Below are 16,450 nucleotides of genomic sequence, written 5' to 3' on the forward strand. Positions count from 1 at the left end.
GTTGAATTTCCCCGACTGACCCCGCCAAACGACACAAATCCCTAGATTGCGCCGCGCACTCATGCCACTCTGCGCCCATGCGATTTCTAGTACCCATTTGTTTCTTCGCCTTCCCGGCGCTTGCCGATACGCCCATGTCAGCGGCGGAATTTGAAGCCCATACCCAGGGCAAGATTCTCACCTACGGGGCCGACGGCCAGAATTACGGGGTCGAGGAATATCTGCCGAACCGGCGTGTCCGCTGGTCCTTTCTTGACGGCAAATGCAAAGAAGGCGTCTGGTATCAGGAAGGCCAGCACATCTGCTTTATCTACGAAGACGATTTCGAGCCACAGTGCTGGCTGTTCTTCAACGAAAACGGCCGCCTTGGCGCTGTCTTCGCCAGCGGTGACTCTCCCACCGAGCTTTATGAAACCCAGCAGACCGATGAAATGCTCTGCCTCGGTCCCGAAGTCGGCGTCTGAATTCACACTCTCTTAATCCGTACGGTGCTGTAACGACCGGAATTATCGGCCCTCGCACCTCCGCAATACCGACGTAATACCGACGTAGCACCGACGCCGGTTTTCGCCGTTAACCCGCCCTCAGAACAGGCTTCCTTGGGTGGGCGGCGGGTCTTTCTTGGCCGTTTTTTTCGGCGCGACCTTGCCGCCCAATGCCACCTTTCCATCCGCGAATTCGACCTCGATCTCGCTCGCTTTCTTGGCCGATTTCGTGTCCGTCACCAGCTTGCCATCACCCCAGACAACCGCATATCCACGCTCAAGCGTGGCCTGGTATCCAAGCGTCTCGCGCATCCTTTCGGCCTGCGCCAGACGGTCCTTGAACCCCTTCAAAACGCGCTCTTCCGCAAGGTCCACACGTGCGGCAAGTTCTTGAATCTTCTCACGTTTCCGCGAAATTTCCCGCGTGATCGCCACCGGTGACAACCGGTCTGCCCGCCGCCCCAGGGCCTGCCGCTTGCCGTCGATCAGCTGCCGCAGGGTGCTCGCCCGCAGGCTGCCCGTGCGTTGCGTCAGCTCCACCCGCCGCCGCTGCACCCCGTCGCGCAGGGCACGCGGAAGGTTCTCACCTGCCCGGTCCAGCCGCTGCCGGGGCGTCTGCAAGATCGCATCCGCATTCGGCAAGGCCCGCGCCACATCCCTGAGCCGCTGCCCCCGCCGCGCAATCCCATCCGTCAACGCCCGCGTCAACCGCCCCCCCTGCTCGTCGGTCCAGCCCAGCAAATCAAGGCGAACAGGCACCGCGATTTCGGCCGCCGCCGTAGGGGTTGGCGCGCGTCTGTCCGAGACGAAATCAATCAGCGTGGTATCCGTTTCATGCCCCACCGCCGAGATCAGGGGAATGTCACTCGCCGCTGCTGCACGCGCGACGATTTCTTCGTTAAACCCCCATAAATCCTCAATACTTCCGCCACCCCGCGCCACGATAAGCAGGTCCGGACGCGGCATCGCACCGCCAGGTGTCAGCCGGTTGAACCCCTCGATGGCGCGTGCGACTTCGCCCGCGCAGGCCGCCCCCTGAACCGCCACCGGCCAGATCAGAACCTTGCGCGGAAACCGCTCTCTCAGACGGTGCAAAATGTCCCGGATCACCGCGCCGGAAGGAGAGGTCACAACCCCGATGATCTCGGGCAGATAGGGTAAGGGTTTCTTGCGCTCCGGCGCAAACAACCCTTCCGCCGCCAGCTGCTTCTTGCGCTTCTCCAACATCGCCATCAGCGCGCCTTCGCCCGCCACGGTCACGTCATCGACGTTCATGTTGTACTTCGACTGCGCCCCGAACGCCGTGAGCTTGCCGGTGACGATCACCTCCATGCCCTCTTCCGGCTGCACCGTCAGCCGCGCCGCCTGCCCCTTCCAGGTCGTGCAGGCCAGCACGTTGCCCTCATCCTTGATGTCGTAATACAGGTGCCCAGACCGCGCCCGGAACACGCGCCCCACCTCGCCACGCACGCGGATACGCCCAAAGGCGCTCTCGATGGTCTTTTTCACCGCGCCGGAAATTTCCGATACGCTAAATTCCGGGGCATTTTCCCCTTCAATCGGGGAATCGATGAGGTCGGACATTTGGCCTCGCTTGTAAGACTGCTCACCACAGCTTAGAACGCCCGCAGAGCAAGGCCAAGCAGAAGGGCACACCATGAACATTCTCATTCTCGGAAGCGGCGGACGCGAGCATGCCCTGGCATGGGCCGTGATGCAGAACCCCAAGTGTGACAAGCTGATCGTCGCGCCCGGCAACGCGGGCATCGCTAAGATCGCCGATTGCGCCAAGATCGACATCGAAGACGGTGGGGTTGTGGTCAACTTTGCCGAAGAGAACGCCATTGATTTCGTGATCGTCGGCCCCGAAGCCCCGCTGGCGAACGGCGTGGCCGACCGCCTGCGCGAAGCAGGCATCCTCGTTTTCGGCCCCTCCGAAGGCGCGGCCAAGCTGGAAGCGTCGAAAAGCTTTACCAAGGAAATCTGCGACGCCGCCAAGGCCCCAACCGCAGCGTACGGTCATTTTACCGATGCTGAAGCGGCCAAGGCTTATATTCGAGCACAAGGTGCTCCGATTGTCGTCAAGGCGGACGGTCTCGCAGCCGGCAAAGGCGTGATCGTCGCAATGGACGAGCAAACCGCGCTGGAGGCCATCGACGACATGTTCGGCGGTGCCTTTGGTGGCGCAGGTGCCGAGGTGGTGATCGAAGAGTTCATGGAAGGTGAAGAAGCCTCTTTCTTCATCCTCTGCGATGGCAAGTCCGCTCTGCCCATCGGCACTGCACAAGACCACAAGCGCGTGGGCGAAGGCGACACCGGCCTCAACACCGGCGGCATGGGCGCCTATTCTCCGGCTCCGGTCCTGTCGGACGAGATCGCCCAGAAGGCGCTGGATGAGATCATTCAGCCCACCATCGACGAAATGGCCCGCCGTGGCGTGCCCTATCAGGGCGTTCTCTACGCCGGCCTGATGATCAAGGACGGCCAACCGCGCCTCGTGGAATACAACGTCCGCTTTGGCGATCCCGAGTGTCAGGTTCTGATGATGCGCCTTGGCGCGCAGGCCTTTGACCTGATGCACGCCGCCGCCGAGGAACGTCTGGCCGAAGCCCGTGTGAACTGGGCCGACGACCACGCCATCACCGTCGTCATGGCGGCCAACGGCTATCCCGGGTCCTATGAAAAGGGCAGTGTCATCAACGGCCTCGACGCGCTGCCGGAAGACAGCAAGAACATGGTCTTCCACGCTGGCACGACCGCCGTTGACGGCAAGGTCACCGCCACCGGTGGCCGCGTTCTGAACGTGACCGCACGGGGTGCCTCGCTGCAGGAAGCCCGCGACCGCGCCTATGCCATGATTGACCAGATCGACTGGCCCGGTGGCTTCTACCGCCGCGACATCGGCTGGCGCGCCCTCTGATCGGAAAAACGAAAGGCGTCAGGACACCCTGGCGCCTTTTTTGTCTCTTGGGTCCGGGACCTAGCCTTTGCAGGCCACTACATCCGCAAGGCTCTGCCGCCCCCGGAACGGCCCGGCATCCCGACTGGTCACTTTCCGCCCCGACAGGGTCGAGAGCATGACCCGCCCCCAGTCGCTGTTGACGGTGACAATCTCCGGCCCCTGCCCGCAATCGCGGATACCACCCGAGATGAAATCCTCGCCGATGCGGTGATTGGTCAGCCCGGTCTTGTCGGCCACATGCACCAGCCGCCCATCGTCAAACCGCCAGATCCGCAGGGTCTTGGCCAGATGCGGACGGTCGATATAGGCCAGCTCAACCTTGCCATCCCCATCCAGATCCGCCGCGCCCAGCGGCGCAAGCCAGCGGTTCGAGCGCCCGATAAACGGCGTCGCCGCCACCAGTCCCGTCTCGTCATAGACCGCAAGCCGCGCGCCCTCGTGGATGCTGCTCTCGATGGTGACCAACTCGCCGTCACCATCCCCGTCCAGATCCACAAGCCGCGGCGACAGGTCTTCAAACACGCGATCTTCCGGAAGGGTCAGGCGCAGCCTCCGCCCGTCCGACATCTGCATCTCCAGCGTGCCGTATTCAATCGCGTCGCCCAGAACCCCGTGCGCATAGCGCGTGGTCGGCGCGCCATAGCTGGCTGACACGATCTCGGCCCTGCCCTCTCCCGCCATGAGAAAGGCCGCGCAGCCCATCAGCAGCGCGGCCCCAAATTTCCCATATCGGGGGCGAAAAACTGAACCTCGCACCCCTTCAGGCATCAGATCTGTTTTTCCGGCATCTGGACAACCAGACCGTCCAGCGCATCGGTCACCTTGATCTGGCAGGTCAGGCGCGAGCGCTCCGGATCGGGCTCATAGGCAAAATCCAGCATGTCTTCTTCCATGTCGTCCTTTGCCGGTACTTTCTCGACCCACTCGGGGGCGACGTACACGTGACAGGTCGAACAGGCGCAAGCACCGCCGCAATCGGCTTCGATACCCGGAATGTTGTTGTCGCGGGCACCTTCCATAACGGTCAGACCGTTGGCAACTTCGACCACGTGCTCGGTACCGTTGTGCTCGACATAAGTGATTTTGGCCATGTCTTAGAACTTTCCTTGCGTGAGTTTTTACTTACCTAATCAACGGTTCTCACTCTCGCCAGTCCCTTTTGCGACTCAGGTCTTGTTTCCTTGCGACAAAATTCAAATGTTCTATATTTGTTCCTATGACAGTTCAGCCCCGCCTCCCCCCCTGGCCACGCCCCCCGTCGGCCCTGCCGGCAATCCGTCTTGTCGAGCCGCCCAACGGCGCGCGTGTGACGGTTGCCGGGCTGGTGATCCTGCGCCAGAGACCGGGCACCGCCAAGGGGGTGATCTTCCTCACGCTCGAAGACGAAACCGGCATCGTGAACATCGTGGTCTGGCGCAAGCTGTATGAACATTTTCGCCGCGCGGTGATCTCGGGAAGGCTCCTGCGCATCACCGGCCGCATCCAGCGCGAAAACAACGTGACCCATGTTCTGGCCGAACGGATCGAGGACATTTCTCCCATGCTCGACACCCTGCTCACCCCGCCGCGGGGTTCCGAAACGGGCTAAAACAGGGTAAGAAGAACAAAACACCCCGTGCGTTTTCGCCAGAGGCAACGAGCATGACACTCCGATTTCCCCTTCTTGCGGCTTTGGCCGGCCTGACACTGGCCGCCTGCGAAGACGGCATGATGACGCCCGACCTCGCCGCGCTGAACGAGCCGGACGTTGTGCGCACGACCTCTGCCATTGCCCCGCCGGGGGCCAAGCCCGGCACCTGCTGGGGACGCTCCGTGACCCCCGCCGTGATCGAAACCGTGACCGAACAGATTCTCGTGCAACCCGCAGAGGTTCTGGCCGACGGCACCGTGATCAGCCCCGGTGTCTACCGCAGCGAAACCCAGCAACGCATTGTCCGCGAACGGCGCGAAACGTGGTTCGAGACGCCCTGCGACGACGTCTGGACCGAAGAGTTCACCGCCACCCTGCAACGCGCGCTCAAGGTTCGTGGCCACTATACCGGTGCGATCACGGGCGAGATGGACAAGCGCACCCGCGCCGCCATCCGCCGCTATCAGGAGCCACAGGGCCTCAACAGTTCGATCCTCTCCCTTGCCGCCGCCCGCCAGCTCGGCCTTGTTGCCGTAGCGCGCGAGGAGTAACGCGCCCATCCCACGAAAAAGGGCACCCGAAGGTGCCCTTTCATCGTCTATTTCCAGACAATCACTCTTCGATGTTCAGCGCCACAAAGCGCGGCTCTCCGGCGCGACGCACCAACAAGAGAACCGATTTCCGGCCTGCGTCACGGGCTTCCTGAACCCGCGCTTCGAGATCGGCAACCGCGGTCAGTTTCTGCTGGCTTGCCTCGGTCAGGATGTCACCCGCACGCAGCCCCTTTTCAAAGGCTTTCGAGGTTTCATCCACACCGGTCACAACCAGACCAACAGTCCCTTCACCCGCACCCAGTTCGCTGCGCATTTCATCGGTCAGCGGCGTCACGGTCAGGCCAAGCAACTCTTTCTCAATCGGCTCGGCCGGTTCCGGAGTGCTTTCGGTGCCATTGTTGGATTCGGCGGTCTCGCGACGTCCCAGGGTCACCTTCAGGGTCTCCTGCTTGCCATCGCGCAGCACCACCACGCGGACGGTCTTGCCGACTTCGGTATTGCCCACCACGCGAACCAGTCCACGCACATCGGCGACTTCCTTGCCATCGAACAACATGATGATGTCGCCCGACTGCATACCGGCCTCGGCTGCCGGACCTTCCGGCACATCGGTCACCATCGCGCCAGCGGCTTCATCAAGCCCCTCGATGGCTTCGACCATGTCCTCGCTGACGTTCTGGATGCGCACACCCAGCCAGCCGCGACGGGTCTCGCCGTATTCCTGCAACTGGTCCACCACGCGGGTGACAACGTTGGACGCCATCGAGAAACCGATACCGATCGAGCCACCGTTGGGCGACAGGATCGCGGTGTTCACGCCGACAACCTCACCATCCATGTTGAACAGCGGACCACCCGAGTTGCCCCGGTTAATCGCTGCATCGGTCTGGATGTAGTCATCATAGCTGCCCGAGAGGGCACGGTTGCGGGCCGAAACGATCCCTGCCGACACAGAGAAACCCTGTCCCAACGGGTTGCCCATGGCCATGACCCAATCGCCGACACGGGCGGTGTCACTGTCACCAAAGCTGACAAAGGCCAGCGGCTTGTCAGTTTCCACCTTCAACAGCGCGATGTCTGTATTCGGATCGGTGCCGACAACCTTCGCAGGCAGTTCTTCCCCCGAGAAAAACTCGATCAGGATCTCGTCTGCCCCATCAATCACGTGGTTGTTGGTCACGACGAAGCCGTCTTCCGAGATCACGAACCCGGACCCAAGCGCCGACGTGCGACGCGGACGATCCCCGTCACCCTGCCGATCCTGGAACTCGCGGAAGAAATCTTCGAACGGCGAGCCTTCCGGCACGATGCCCTGCGGCCCGGTGCGGCCGGCAACCACGGTCGAGGTAGTGATGTTCACGACGGACGGGCTGATTTTCTCGGCCAGGTCCGCAAAGCTATCAGGGCGAGCCTGTGCTGAAATGGACTGAGCGATCAAGAGCAGGATCCCCAGTGCCGTGATCCACATGACGCGCATGTGCCCGCTCAGGCTGGCAGGACGCGCAACTGCTTTTGCCTCTGTATTCACTCGCAAATCTCCTATTTTGGTACCCGGGTGGCACACCAGGGCCACGCCTTGGGCGACACAATGAATGTAGGTGCCATCATGAGCAACTCAACTTGGATCGCCAAGCCACAAATGGATGTGAAGTGATTGTGAAGAATGTTACCGGCCAAAATCCGGTTGTCAGGCGCCCAGCGCCTTGGCCATCCAGACCAGACAAACGCCCAGCGCCATTGCCATCAACCCCATGTTCCGGCGTTGATTTTCCGGCAGGCTGCGCAACGCTTCAAGCAGTTGCTCAACAAGCGAAGGGGCCAGTGCGTACACCAGCCCCTCGATAATCAGTACAAGACCGATCGCAAGTAGTGCGACCCCGATCATTGTGCCGGTTTGTCCGATTTCAGGTAGTTGAAGAAATCGTTGTCCGGCGACAGGACCAGCGTGGAGTTGCCTTCCAGAAGTGCCGCGCGATAGGCCGCGAGCGAACGGTAGAATTCAAAGAACTCGGGATCTGCACCAAAGGCATCCGCGAAGATCGCGTTCCGCTCGGCGTCGGCTTCACCTCGGATGATCTCGTTCTGGCGGTTCGCGTCCGACACAAGCTCAACCACGGTCCGGTCGGCCTGCGCACGGATACGCTGCGCCGCTTCCTGGCCACGCGCCCGTTCGTCGGTGGCTTCCCGCACACGCTCTGCCCGCATCCGATCAAAGGTCGCGCTCAGGTTTTCACGCGGCAGGTCGGTACGCTTCAGACGCACGTCGATCACCTCAAGGCCAAGCGCGCGCGCATCCGCAATTGCACCGTTCCGGATACGCAGCATCAGCGCCGCACGGTCCGAGCTCAGGATGTCGTTCGACGAAACCGAACCCAGAATTTCCCGTGTCTGCGAACGCAGGATCGAGTCCAGACGGCGGCCCGCAACCTCGATGGCCTGATCGCCACCGGCACCAGTTGCCTGACGGAACTGGTTCACATCGGCGATCCGGAAACGCGCAAACGCGTCAACCACAAGACGGCGATCATCCAGCGGCGTGACTTCAAGCGGGTCAACATCACGGCTCAGGATACGGTCATCATAGGTGACAACCTCTTCGAACAGCGGGATCTTGAAGGCCAGACCCGGCTCTTCCTTGATCGAAACCACCTTACCAAAGCGCAGAACCAGCGCCTTCTGACGTTCGTCCACGATAAAGACCGACGACAGCGCCGCCGCCACGATCACAACGAGGATAGGGAGAAGATAAGTCGACTTACGCATTATTTTTTCCCCTTGGTCAGCTCATTCAGCGGCAGGTAGGGCACAACGCCCTGGCCACCGTCCTGATCGTCGATGATGACTTTGTCGACACGGCCCAGAACCTCTTCCATCGTCTCGAGGTAAAGACGTTTGCGGGTCACATCCGGAGCCTTCTGGTATTCGTTGAGAACAGCCGAGAAACGGCTCGCCTCACCCTGCGCTTCGTTCACAACGCGGGCGCGATAGGCTTCGGCCTGTTCCAGAACCTGCGCGGCTTCACCACGCGCGCCAGCCAGAACCTGGTTGGCATAGGCATCCGCCTCTTTCTGGGTCCGGTCACGTTCCTGCTCGGCGGCCTGAACATCACGGAAGGCGTCGATCACCTGCTCGGGCGGGTCCGCCTTGTCAAAGTTCACACGCACGATGTTCACGCCTGAATCATAGCTGTCCAGCGTCGATTGGATCAGGTCCTGAAGGTTCGAGGCAATCACACCACGGTCACGGTTGAGGATCGGCGCGAGGTCCGACTGCGCGATGATCTCGCGCATCGCCGATTCAGAAACGGCGCGGATCGTCGGGCGCGGGTCACGCAGGTTGAACAGGAACTGCGCCGGATCATTGATGTTCCAGACCACCTGGAAATCGATGTCGACGATGTTCTCGTCCCCGGTCAGCATCAGGCCCGCATCCGAACCACGTGCGCCAACACCGATATCTTCGGTCTGTTCGCGGGTTACGGGGATCACTTCCTTGGTGACAAGCGGCCACGGGGCAAAGTTCAGACCCGGATTACCGGTCGAGGAGTATTCCCCAAGGAACAGTTCCACCGACTGCTCTTCCGGCTTGACGGTATAGAAGCTCGCAGAAATCCAGCCCAGGGCTGCAACCACGCCAATCCCAAGGGCAAGCACACCCGGACCGATACCACCGCCACCAGACGGGCGACGTCCGCCGCCCTGGCCACCACCGGAATCACCGCGACCGCCCATGAGAACGCGCAGCTGGTCCTGGCCTTTCTTCATCAGCTCGTCGATATCAGGGATCTGCGGCCCATCATCTTCCGGGCGGCGTCCACCGCCACCATTGTTGCCGCGGTTGCCACCGCCGCCACCTTGATTTCCGCCGCCGCCCCAGGGGCCGCCACTATTGCCTGCCATAAAGGTCTATCCCTTTCTCAATCATCTACGAACGCACCACATAATCTGCGGTGCATTCGCCAAAATTCAACCCGTACGTACCGGGCTCTTCATGGTCACGATCTCTTCAGACATGGTCGGGTGTACCGCAACAGTCCTGTCGAAATCTTCCTTGGTTGCACCCATCTTTACCGCGATACCGGCCAATTGGATCATTTCGCCCGCCCCCGGCGCGACGATATGACAACCCAGAACCTTGCGGGTCTTCTGGCTCACCACCAGTTTCATCAGCACTTTCTCGCTGCGTCCAGCAAAGCTTTGCTGCATCGGCTTGAAGGATGTCGAATACACCTCGATCGGCTCCTGCGCGCGGGCCTCTTCTTCCGAAAGACCCACGGTGCCGATCTCGGGCTGGGTAAAGATCGCGGTCGGGATCAACTCGTGATCCGGCTTGGTCGGGTTGCCCTTGAACACGGTCTCGACAAAGGCCATGCCTTCGCGGATCGCAACCGGCGTCAGGTTCACACGGTCGGTCACGTCGCCCACCGCATAGATCGACGGAACCGCGGTCTGACTGTAGTCGTCGACCACGACTTCACCCTTGCGGCCGATTTCAACGCCAACTTCGGTCAGGCCAAGCCCGTCGGTGTTCGGCGCACGGCCCGTGGCAAACATCACCTTGTCAAAGGTCGTGGTCGTGCCGTTGGTATCCAGCACCTTGACCTTGTCGCCGTCTTGCTCAAGCGACACGACGTTGGTGTTCACCTGAAGGTCGATGCCCTTCTCGATCATTTCCGACGCCACGAGGTTGCGGGTTTCATCATCGAACCCGCGCAGGATCTGCGCCCCGCGATAGAACTGCGTGGTTTTCACCCCAAGACCGTTCAGGATGCCGGCAAATTCACTCGCGATATAGCCGCCGCCCACGATCAGGATCGTCTCCGGCAGCTTGTCCAGATGGAAGATATCGTTCGACGTGATCGCCAGTTCCGCGCCGGGCACGTCCAGCTTGGTCGGACGTCCGCCCACAGCCAGCAGGATATGCTTGGCGGTCTTGCGGGTCCCGTCGGCCAGTTCAACCGTATGCGCATCCGCAACCTTGGCACGCTGGTCAAAGGTCTCGACACCGTTGTTGCCCAGAATATTGCGATAGACGTTCTCGAGGCGGTCCAGCTCGGCATAAAGCTTGCCGCGGAACACGTCCCAGTCAAAGGCACCGGGCTGAATATCCCACCCATAGGCCTGCGCATCTTCGGCAGCATGGGCGAATTCGCTGGCGAACACCATCAGCTTCTTGGGAACACAGCCGCGGATCACGCAGGTGCCGCCATAGCGATCTTCTTCCGCCAGTGCCACCTTGGCACCTTCCTGGGCCGCAACACGCCCTGCCCTTACGCCACCGGAGCCACCGCCGATGACAAACAAATCATAATCGAATTCCATATCGCGCCCTTAGTCTGCCAGATCCGAGAAGAGATTGTCGGTCTCGGCAAAGTCCAACATGCTCTCTTCGATCGTGCCGGCGTTGATGTCGCGCACTTCCACGCGCCCATCGCCATAGCCGACAACGACCGCGTCACAGATATCGATGAACAACCCGTTTTCAACCACGCCCGGCATCTGGTTCATCACCAGGGCCAACTGGCGGGCATCCCCGATCCGCTTGAGATGCAGATCAAGAATGTGGTTGCCTTCATCGGTCATGAAGGGGCTGTCGCCATTCATCCGCAGGGTCGACGAGCGGCCCAGAACATCCATGCTGACAAGGGTTTCCTCGATCAGGGCCTGCGTGGTCTGCCAGCCAAAGGGGATCACCTCGACCGGCAGGGGAAACGCGCCCAGCGTTTCGACCTCTTTACCGATATCGGCAATCACAACCATTTGATCCGAGGCCGTTGCCACGATCTTTTCCTGCAGCAGCGCACCGCCGCCACCCTTGATCAGGTTCAGGTCGCCATCAAACTCGTCCGCGCCGTCAATCGTCACATCCAGCCACTTGGCTTCGTCAAGGCTCACCACCTCGATGCCCACCTCACGCGCCAGCTGCGCCGTGCGGGTCGATGTCGGCACACCCTTGATGCGCAACCCTTCCTCGCGCACCATTTCGCCAAGGCATTTCACCAGCCATGCGGCCGTCGATCCGGTCCCAAGACCCACCCGCATGCCGTCTTCGACATAATCGGTGGCCTTCTTGGCGGCGACGAATTTGGCCTTGTCGATAGGTGACAATTCTCCGGACATGCGGCGACTCCCTGTTAGTGTTGGCAAGTTTATAGGAAAGTTGCACGCCTAGGGCCACGGTGAAAACGAACAGGTTAACCCGTTCTAACCACGTCTCATGGTCGAAATCACCTTTTGCATCAGCTTCAGCAACGCCTCCCGCCGGATCATGCGCCCCCGGCCCCTTGCAACGACAAGCCCGCAACATGAGCCCGTCAAGACAGGATCGCCGCCGGACAGCCATCACAAAGCCCCGCCAAACCCACATCAAAAATGCGCGTTTCCGATTGGAAACGTCGCTTTAGGACGGACAGATTTTCGCGACGCTTCCTATTTTCACCACCATGGAGACGTTGCGACTACATTATGCCCCCGACAACGCGTCGGGAATCATCCGCCTCGCGCTGGAAGAGCGCGGACTGTCGTATGATGCCGTTCTGGTCGATCGTGCCTCGAAGGCACAGCAAAGCGCCGCCTATCGCGCCATCAATCCCGCCGGTCTGATCCCGGCGCTGGAAACACCGCAGGGCACGATTTTCGAAACCGCGGCCATTCTTCTCTGGCTGGCAGACACCTATGGCAAGCTGGGGCCGGCACCTGACGACGCCGACCGCCCGCAGTTCCTCAGTTGGCTGTTCTACCTGTCGAACACCACCCACGCCGACCTGCGCCTGAATTTCTATCCCGACCAGTATATCGGCCCATCGACAACCGATCACGCAACCCTGCGTAAGGGCGCACGCGCGCGCCTGATCCGGTCGCTTGACCTGCTGGAAGACCTCGCCCTCCAGAACAAACCCTGGTTCAATGGCCAAAACCCTTCCGCGCTCGACCTTTATGTCTGCATGATGCTCCGCTGGATGGCGCTGTATCCGCAGGGCGACACCGATTGGTTCTCGCTGACCAACTGGCCAACGCTTCAGTCGCTCGCCGCCCGCCTTGAAAGCCGCCCCTCCGTCCTTGCCCTGTGCAAGGCCGAAGGAATGGCCCCGAACCCGTTCACGACCCCAAAATCCCCAAATCCGCCTGAAGGAGTGGCCCTGTAATGTTCCTGTCCGTCTTCGACATGTTCAAAGTGGGCGTTGGCCCGTCATCGTCGCACACCATGGGCCCGATGGTGGCCGCCGCGCGTTTTCTCGACCTGATGCGCGCCTCGCCCTTCGATTTCCATGGCCTCAAGGCCTCTCTGCACGGCTCGCTTGCCTTTACCGGCGTGGGCCACGCCACCGACCGCGCCACCATCCTCGGCCTCGCGGGTTTCCTGCCCGACACCTACGACGCCGATAAGGCCGAAGAGGCGCTGGCCCAGATCAAGGCCACGCACATGGTGCACCCCGAAGGGCTGCACGCCCTGCACTTCAACCCGTCTGAGGATCTCAAGTTCGATTTCGGCCCCAACCTGCCCGGCCACGCCAACGGCATGATCCTGATGGCCACCGATGCCCAGGGCGATGTCACACTTCAGGAAACCTACTACTCGATCGGTGGCGGCTTCGTCATGACCGAAGCGGAACTGGCAGACGGCAAGGACACCGACGAAGGCGATCCCGTTCCCTACCCGTTCAAATCCGCCGTCGAGATGCTCGAAATGGCGCAAACCTCCGGCAAGACCATCGCCGAGATGAAAAAGGCCAATGAAATTGCACGCGGCTGCCCCGACAGCCTTGCCAAGGGCTCGGCCCGTATCTGGCAGGTCATGAACGACTGTATCGAACGCGGCCTCACCACCGAAGGCACCCTTCCCGGCGGTCTTGGCGTCAAGCGCCGTGCCAAGGCGATCCACGATGCGCTTCAGGCCGAACGCGGCATGAACATCAACGCGCCGCACACCATCAACGACTGGATGAGCGCCTATGCGATGGCCGTGAACGAAGAGAACGCCGCGGGCGGTCAGGTCGTCACCGCCCCCACCAACGGCGCTGCCGGTGTTCTGCCCGCCGTGATCCGCTACTGGATCGACCACGTGCCCGGTGCCACCACCTCGCGCATTGATGAATTCCTGCTGACCGCCGCCGCGATTGGCGGCCTCGTCAAGTTCAACGCCTCAATTTCAGGGGCCGAAGCGGGTTGTCAGGCCGAGGTCGGCTCTGCCTCTGCCATGGCGGCCGCCGGTCTCTGCGCCGTGATGGGCGGCACGCCGGAACAGGTGGAAAACGCTGCCGAAATCGCGCTGGAACACCACCTCGGCATGACCTGCGACCCGGTCAAAGGCCTTGTTCAGGTGCCCTGCATCGAACGCAACGGCCTTGGTGCCATCAAGGCGGTCTCGGCAGCCTCCCTCGCCCTGCGCGGTGACGGCACGCACTTTGTCCCGCTGGATGCCGTGATCGAAACCATGCGCCAGACCGGCCATGACATGCACGAGAAATACAAGGAAACCTCGCTTGGCGGGCTCGCGGTGAACGTTCCCAACTGCTGATCCGTTACTGCGTGACGAACACGCAACCATCCGAAATCAACTCTGGCGGCGTCCTGCACAGGCCCCGCGCCACCGCATAGGCCGCCAGAACTTTCGGCACATAGTCCCGCGTCTCCGCATACTCCGGCACGCCCTGCGCCTGTTTGACCGCATTCTCGCCTGCGTTGTACCCCGCCAGCACCAAAATCGGGTCGCGCTCGAAGGTCTTCATGAGAAGATCCAGAAACGCCACACCTCCCTTGATATTCTCATCCGCGGCAAAACTGTCGGACACGCCAAAACGCTCTGCCGTCGCCGGCATCAACTGCATCAGCCCCTCAGCTCCCGCACCACTCACCGCAGCACCATCGCCGCCCGATTCCACCGCAATCACCGCCAAAACAAGCGCCGGAGACACATCCGTGCCCACCGTCGCAATAAGAATATCCCGCGCATGGGCCTGTGCGATCTTCTGCAAGGCCTGCAGCCTTGGCGCCGAAACCCCTTTGCCTTCTGGCGGCGTGCTCAGGTGCTGGAGCGCGGTCGCCAACCGCCCCGGACCGCTCTCGGACATCTGTGGCGAAACTTCCTTCCAGAACCAGTCATAGCGCGCCGCGTAGGGGGCCGTGGTGGCAACCTCCTGTTCAACCGGAACAGGTGCCGCCGCCTCTTCGCTGATCTGCACATCAATCTTCGGCTTGCTCCCCGGTTTCGGGGCCTTGATCCGCTTGGCACTGAATTCGGGGAAAGGTGGTGGTGTTTCCGCGTGAATCGGTCCCGCGATCACGGAAAACCCGATCAGTCCTGCCCAGATGCTTCGGACAATCTGCTGCCTTCTACGCCTCATGCCTCCACTCTCCCAGAAAACGCGCGCCGAAACCATGCAATTGGGCGCCCAATCCTGTCATTTTTGCCTCATTTCGACACCAAACTGCTCTTCCAAACACCAAACCGAAGAAAGTTCGTGTAATTTTCCATTTAAAAACAGATAGATAAATAAATTCATCAGAATTTTCCCTCAAAGCACGAAAATGGAACCAATCGTGCCCCAATCGTGCCCGATTCAAGCGGGATATTACCCTCATACCAAGTCGGACACGGGGCAATGAGAGAGCAGCCCACCAAGGCCGGCAAGGTTGAGACTGAATGTAAATGATCCTTGGAGGGACACATCATGATCAAGTTCATCAAAAACTTCCGCAAAGACGAAAATGGCGCAGTAACCGTTGACTGGGTTGTTCTGACCGCCGCAATCGTTGGCCTGGCTGTAGCTGCCTACACCGCCATCGAAACCAACACCAACACTCTGGCCGCCCAAGCCGCGACCCAGATCAGCGGTGAAGTCGGCAAGTAAGCCGCACTTGAAAACCAGATTTCCGGGGCTGCGCCGTCAATTCGGCGCAGCCTTTCTTTTTGGGTCAACCGCTCACGGGCCTGGCCGCACAAAGCCCGCAACATCTTTTCCGCAGGCCCATGAAAATCTCTCGATTCACTACAAAATGGCACCAATTGCGCCCAATTCCTGCCCGAATCCAAAGGGATATTGTCCTCATGCCAAGTCGGACACCGGGCACGAGAGAGACATAGCCCAATTGTTGCCCGGCCGGGTTGTGAACCGAAACTGAATGAATCCACTGTATCCTTAGGAGGGACACACCATGATCAAGTTCATCAAAAACTTCCGCAAAGACGAAAATGGCGCAGTAACCGTAGACTGGGTTGTTCTGACCGCCGCAATCGTTGGCCTGGCCGTTGCGGCCTACACCGCCATCGAAACCAACACCAACACCCTGGCCGCACAAGCCGCGACCCAGATCAGCGGTGAAGTCGGCAAATAAGCCGGCACATAGCTAGAATTTCAGTTGGGGCCGCGCCGCTTGGCCGGCGCGGCCCCACTGCGTGAGGTGGGACGAGTAGCGCAAAACAGGCAGAAGAATCTGGCACACAGGGCGCGCAGAGTGATTGCAAAGTAGATGGGAGAGAAACGATGAAGCGTTTCCTTAGAAAATTCTCCGACGACGACAAAGGTGCTGTTACCGTCGATTGGGTTGTCATCACGGCCGGCGTTGTTTCGCTTGGTATCGCGGTCACCACCCTGATCACGACCAACACGGAAACACTCGCCTCATCCGCCGCGACAGCAATTGCTGCAAGCGGCAACTAAACAAACAGGGCCCCAAGAAACACCGCGCGTCAGCGCGGTTTTCCGCTTTTGGCCCATGTCCCCCTTGGGAAAACGCCCTCAAAGCTTCGCCAAGCTTCCCCGTTTTCGCCACATTCCCCTGACAGAGTCATCCTTGGAAAAGTGTTCCCGCAAAACGCG

At 60.7% G+C, this 16,450-nt stretch carries 19 protein-coding genes; 9 read left to right on the forward strand and 10 right to left on the reverse strand.

Annotated features, from left to right (window positions below):
- The first annotated feature begins 77 nt into the window (after positions 1-77).
- Entirely contained in the window at positions 78-464 is a 387-nt protein-coding gene (locus ABWV42_RS07705; RefSeq protein WP_353339628.1) for a hypothetical protein, read from the forward strand.
- 120 nt (positions 465-584) lie between these two features.
- Here the strand turns inward: ABWV42_RS07705 and xseA are convergent, their stop codons facing one another.
- Positions 585-2,069: an exodeoxyribonuclease VII large subunit gene (gene xseA / locus ABWV42_RS07710; protein ID WP_353339629.1), complete on the reverse strand. Its 1,485-nt coding sequence runs from the start codon at positions 2,067-2,069 to the stop codon at positions 585-587.
- Positions 2,070-2,142: 73 nt separating this feature from the next.
- Here xseA and purD point away from each other — a divergent pair, with 73 nt between their 5' ends.
- Positions 2,143-3,405 (forward strand): phosphoribosylamine--glycine ligase, encoded by a 1,263-nt coding sequence (gene purD / locus ABWV42_RS07715; RefSeq protein ID WP_353339630.1) that lies wholly within the window; start codon positions 2,143-2,145, stop codon positions 3,403-3,405.
- Between the two features lie 60 nt (positions 3,406-3,465).
- Here the strand turns inward: purD and ABWV42_RS07720 are convergent, their stop codons facing one another.
- Both ABWV42_RS07720 and ABWV42_RS07725 read right to left on the reverse strand, forming a co-directional pair.
- Positions 3,466-4,149 carry an FG-GAP repeat domain-containing protein gene (locus ABWV42_RS07720; protein ID WP_353339631.1) on the reverse strand — a complete coding sequence of 228 codons (684 nt, stop codon included), beginning with the start codon at positions 4,147-4,149 and terminating at the stop codon, positions 3,466-3,468.
- Positions 4,150-4,214: 65 nt separating this feature from the next.
- Positions 4,215-4,538: a 2Fe-2S iron-sulfur cluster-binding protein gene (locus tag ABWV42_RS07725; protein WP_255108612.1), complete on the reverse strand. Its 324-nt coding sequence runs from the start codon at positions 4,536-4,538 to the stop codon at positions 4,215-4,217.
- Between the two features lie 125 nt (positions 4,539-4,663).
- On the opposite strand from ABWV42_RS07725, the gene ABWV42_RS07730 reads away from it, so the two are divergent.
- Both ABWV42_RS07730 and ABWV42_RS07735 read left to right on the forward strand, forming a co-directional pair.
- The gene (locus ABWV42_RS07730) at positions 4,664-5,035 is read left to right on the forward strand and encodes an OB-fold nucleic acid binding domain-containing protein (RefSeq protein WP_255108613.1); all 372 of its coding nucleotides are present in this window, start codon (positions 4,664-4,666) and stop codon (positions 5,033-5,035) included.
- Between the two features lie 53 nt (positions 5,036-5,088).
- Positions 5,089-5,628 (forward strand): peptidoglycan-binding domain-containing protein, encoded by a 540-nt coding sequence (locus ABWV42_RS07735; protein ID WP_353339632.1) that lies wholly within the window; start codon positions 5,089-5,091, stop codon positions 5,626-5,628.
- A 61-nt stretch (positions 5,629-5,689) separates the two neighbouring features.
- Here the strand turns inward: ABWV42_RS07735 and ABWV42_RS07740 are convergent, their stop codons facing one another.
- The 6 genes from ABWV42_RS07740 to rpiA all read right to left on the reverse strand — a co-directional run bounded on the left by ABWV42_RS07740 (position 5,690) and on the right by rpiA (position 11,750).
- The gene (locus ABWV42_RS07740) at positions 5,690-7,108 is read right to left on the reverse strand and encodes a Do family serine endopeptidase (protein ID WP_353340371.1); all 1,419 of its coding nucleotides are present in this window, start codon (positions 7,106-7,108) and stop codon (positions 5,690-5,692) included.
- A 210-nt stretch (positions 7,109-7,318) separates the two neighbouring features.
- Positions 7,319-7,516 carry a DUF2065 domain-containing protein gene (locus ABWV42_RS07745; protein WP_255108615.1) on the reverse strand — a complete coding sequence of 66 codons (198 nt, stop codon included), beginning with the start codon at positions 7,514-7,516 and terminating at the stop codon, positions 7,319-7,321.
- Positions 7,513-8,394: a protease modulator HflC gene (gene hflC / locus ABWV42_RS07750; RefSeq protein WP_255108617.1), complete on the reverse strand. Its 882-nt coding sequence runs from the start codon at positions 8,392-8,394 to the stop codon at positions 7,513-7,515. The genes ABWV42_RS07745 and hflC overlap by 4 nt, the downstream gene beginning before the upstream one ends.
- On the reverse strand, positions 8,394-9,530 hold the full coding sequence (gene hflK, locus ABWV42_RS07755) for an FtsH protease activity modulator HflK (protein ID WP_255108619.1): 1,137 nt from the start codon (positions 9,528-9,530) through the stop codon (positions 8,394-8,396). The genes hflC and hflK overlap by 1 nt, the downstream gene beginning before the upstream one ends.
- A gap of 66 nt (positions 9,531-9,596) precedes the next feature.
- A complete protein-coding gene (gene gor / locus ABWV42_RS07760; RefSeq protein ID WP_353339633.1) occupies positions 9,597-10,952 on the reverse strand; it encodes a glutathione-disulfide reductase in 1,356 nt (451 codons plus the stop codon).
- 9 nt (positions 10,953-10,961) lie between these two features.
- Entirely contained in the window at positions 10,962-11,750 is a 789-nt protein-coding gene (rpiA, locus tag ABWV42_RS07765; protein WP_255108631.1) for a ribose-5-phosphate isomerase RpiA, read from the reverse strand.
- Between the two features lie 323 nt (positions 11,751-12,073).
- Between rpiA and ABWV42_RS07770 the strand changes: the two genes are divergently transcribed.
- Positions 12,074-12,775, forward strand: coding sequence for a glutathione S-transferase family protein (locus ABWV42_RS07770; RefSeq protein WP_353339634.1), 702 nt, complete (start codon positions 12,074-12,076; stop codon positions 12,773-12,775).
- Entirely contained in the window at positions 12,775-14,148 is a 1,374-nt protein-coding gene (locus ABWV42_RS07775) for an L-serine ammonia-lyase (protein WP_353339635.1), read from the forward strand. The genes ABWV42_RS07770 and ABWV42_RS07775 overlap by 1 nt, the downstream gene beginning before the upstream one ends.
- 4 nt (positions 14,149-14,152) lie before the next feature.
- On the opposite strand, the gene ABWV42_RS07780 is transcribed toward ABWV42_RS07775, so the two are convergent.
- Entirely contained in the window at positions 14,153-14,974 is an 822-nt protein-coding gene (locus tag ABWV42_RS07780; protein WP_353339636.1) for a lytic transglycosylase domain-containing protein, read from the reverse strand.
- 327 nt (positions 14,975-15,301) lie between these two features.
- Between ABWV42_RS07780 and ABWV42_RS07785 the strand changes: the two genes are divergently transcribed.
- The 3 genes from ABWV42_RS07785 (at position 15,302) to ABWV42_RS07795 (ending at position 16,291) form a co-directional block, all read left to right on the forward strand.
- Positions 15,302-15,481 (forward strand): hypothetical protein, encoded by a 180-nt coding sequence (locus ABWV42_RS07785; RefSeq protein WP_255108642.1) that lies wholly within the window; start codon positions 15,302-15,304, stop codon positions 15,479-15,481.
- A gap of 304 nt (positions 15,482-15,785) precedes the next feature.
- Positions 15,786-15,965, forward strand: coding sequence for a hypothetical protein (locus ABWV42_RS07790; protein ID WP_255108642.1), 180 nt, complete (start codon positions 15,786-15,788; stop codon positions 15,963-15,965).
- A gap of 149 nt (positions 15,966-16,114) precedes the next feature.
- A complete protein-coding gene (locus ABWV42_RS07795) occupies positions 16,115-16,291 on the forward strand; it encodes a hypothetical protein (protein ID WP_255109352.1) in 177 nt (58 codons plus the stop codon).
- The last annotated feature ends 159 nt before the right edge of the window (positions 16,292-16,450 follow it).

It is taken from the genome of Pelagimonas sp. KU-00592-HH (assembly GCF_040369695.1).
Taxonomy (GTDB): domain Bacteria; phylum Pseudomonadota; class Alphaproteobacteria; order Rhodobacterales; family Rhodobacteraceae; genus Shimia.

Bases quoted from the DNA above. Each gene is read 5' to 3' on its own strand.
- ABWV42_RS07775 (WP_353339635.1), top strand. From the start codon at position 12,775: ATGTTCCTGTCCGTCTTCGACATGTTCAAAGTGGGCGTTGGCCCGTCA.
- ABWV42_RS07780 (WP_353339636.1), bottom strand. From the start codon at position 14,974: ATGAGGCGTAGAAGGCAGCAGATTGTCCGAAGCATCTGGGCAGGACTG.
- ABWV42_RS07730 (WP_255108613.1), top strand. From the start codon at position 4,664: ATGACAGTTCAGCCCCGCCTCCCCCCCTGGCCACGCCCCCCGTCGGCC.
- rpiA (WP_255108631.1), bottom strand. From the start codon at position 11,750: ATGTCCGGAGAATTGTCACCTATCGACAAGGCCAAATTCGTCGCCGCC.
- ABWV42_RS07790 (WP_255108642.1), top strand. From the start codon at position 15,786: ATGATCAAGTTCATCAAAAACTTCCGCAAAGACGAAAATGGCGCAGTA.
- ABWV42_RS07720 (WP_353339631.1), bottom strand. From the start codon at position 4,149: ATGGGCTGCGCGGCCTTTCTCATGGCGGGAGAGGGCAGGGCCGAGATC.
- ABWV42_RS07725 (WP_255108612.1), bottom strand. From the start codon at position 4,538: ATGGCCAAAATCACTTATGTCGAGCACAACGGTACCGAGCACGTGGTC.
- ABWV42_RS07740 (WP_353340371.1), bottom strand. From the start codon at position 7,108: ATGCGCGTCATGTGGATCACGGCACTGGGGATCCTGCTCTTGATCGCT.
- ABWV42_RS07735 (WP_353339632.1), top strand. From the start codon at position 5,089: ATGACACTCCGATTTCCCCTTCTTGCGGCTTTGGCCGGCCTGACACTG.
- purD (WP_353339630.1), top strand. From the start codon at position 2,143: ATGAACATTCTCATTCTCGGAAGCGGCGGACGCGAGCATGCCCTGGCA.
- ABWV42_RS07745 (WP_255108615.1), bottom strand. From the start codon at position 7,516: ATGATCGGGGTCGCACTACTTGCGATCGGTCTTGTACTGATTATCGAG.
- hflK (WP_255108619.1), bottom strand. From the start codon at position 9,530: ATGGCAGGCAATAGTGGCGGCCCCTGGGGCGGCGGCGGAAATCAAGGT.
- ABWV42_RS07705 (WP_353339628.1), top strand. From the start codon at position 78: ATGCGATTTCTAGTACCCATTTGTTTCTTCGCCTTCCCGGCGCTTGCC.
- ABWV42_RS07785 (WP_255108642.1), top strand. From the start codon at position 15,302: ATGATCAAGTTCATCAAAAACTTCCGCAAAGACGAAAATGGCGCAGTA.
- ABWV42_RS07770 (WP_353339634.1), top strand. From the start codon at position 12,074: ATGGAGACGTTGCGACTACATTATGCCCCCGACAACGCGTCGGGAATC.
- xseA (WP_353339629.1), bottom strand. From the start codon at position 2,069: ATGTCCGACCTCATCGATTCCCCGATTGAAGGGGAAAATGCCCCGGAA.
- gor (WP_353339633.1), bottom strand. From the start codon at position 10,952: ATGGAATTCGATTATGATTTGTTTGTCATCGGCGGTGGCTCCGGTGGC.
- hflC (WP_255108617.1), bottom strand. From the start codon at position 8,394: ATGCGTAAGTCGACTTATCTTCTCCCTATCCTCGTTGTGATCGTGGCG.
- ABWV42_RS07795 (WP_255109352.1), top strand. From the start codon at position 16,115: ATGAAGCGTTTCCTTAGAAAATTCTCCGACGACGACAAAGGTGCTGTT.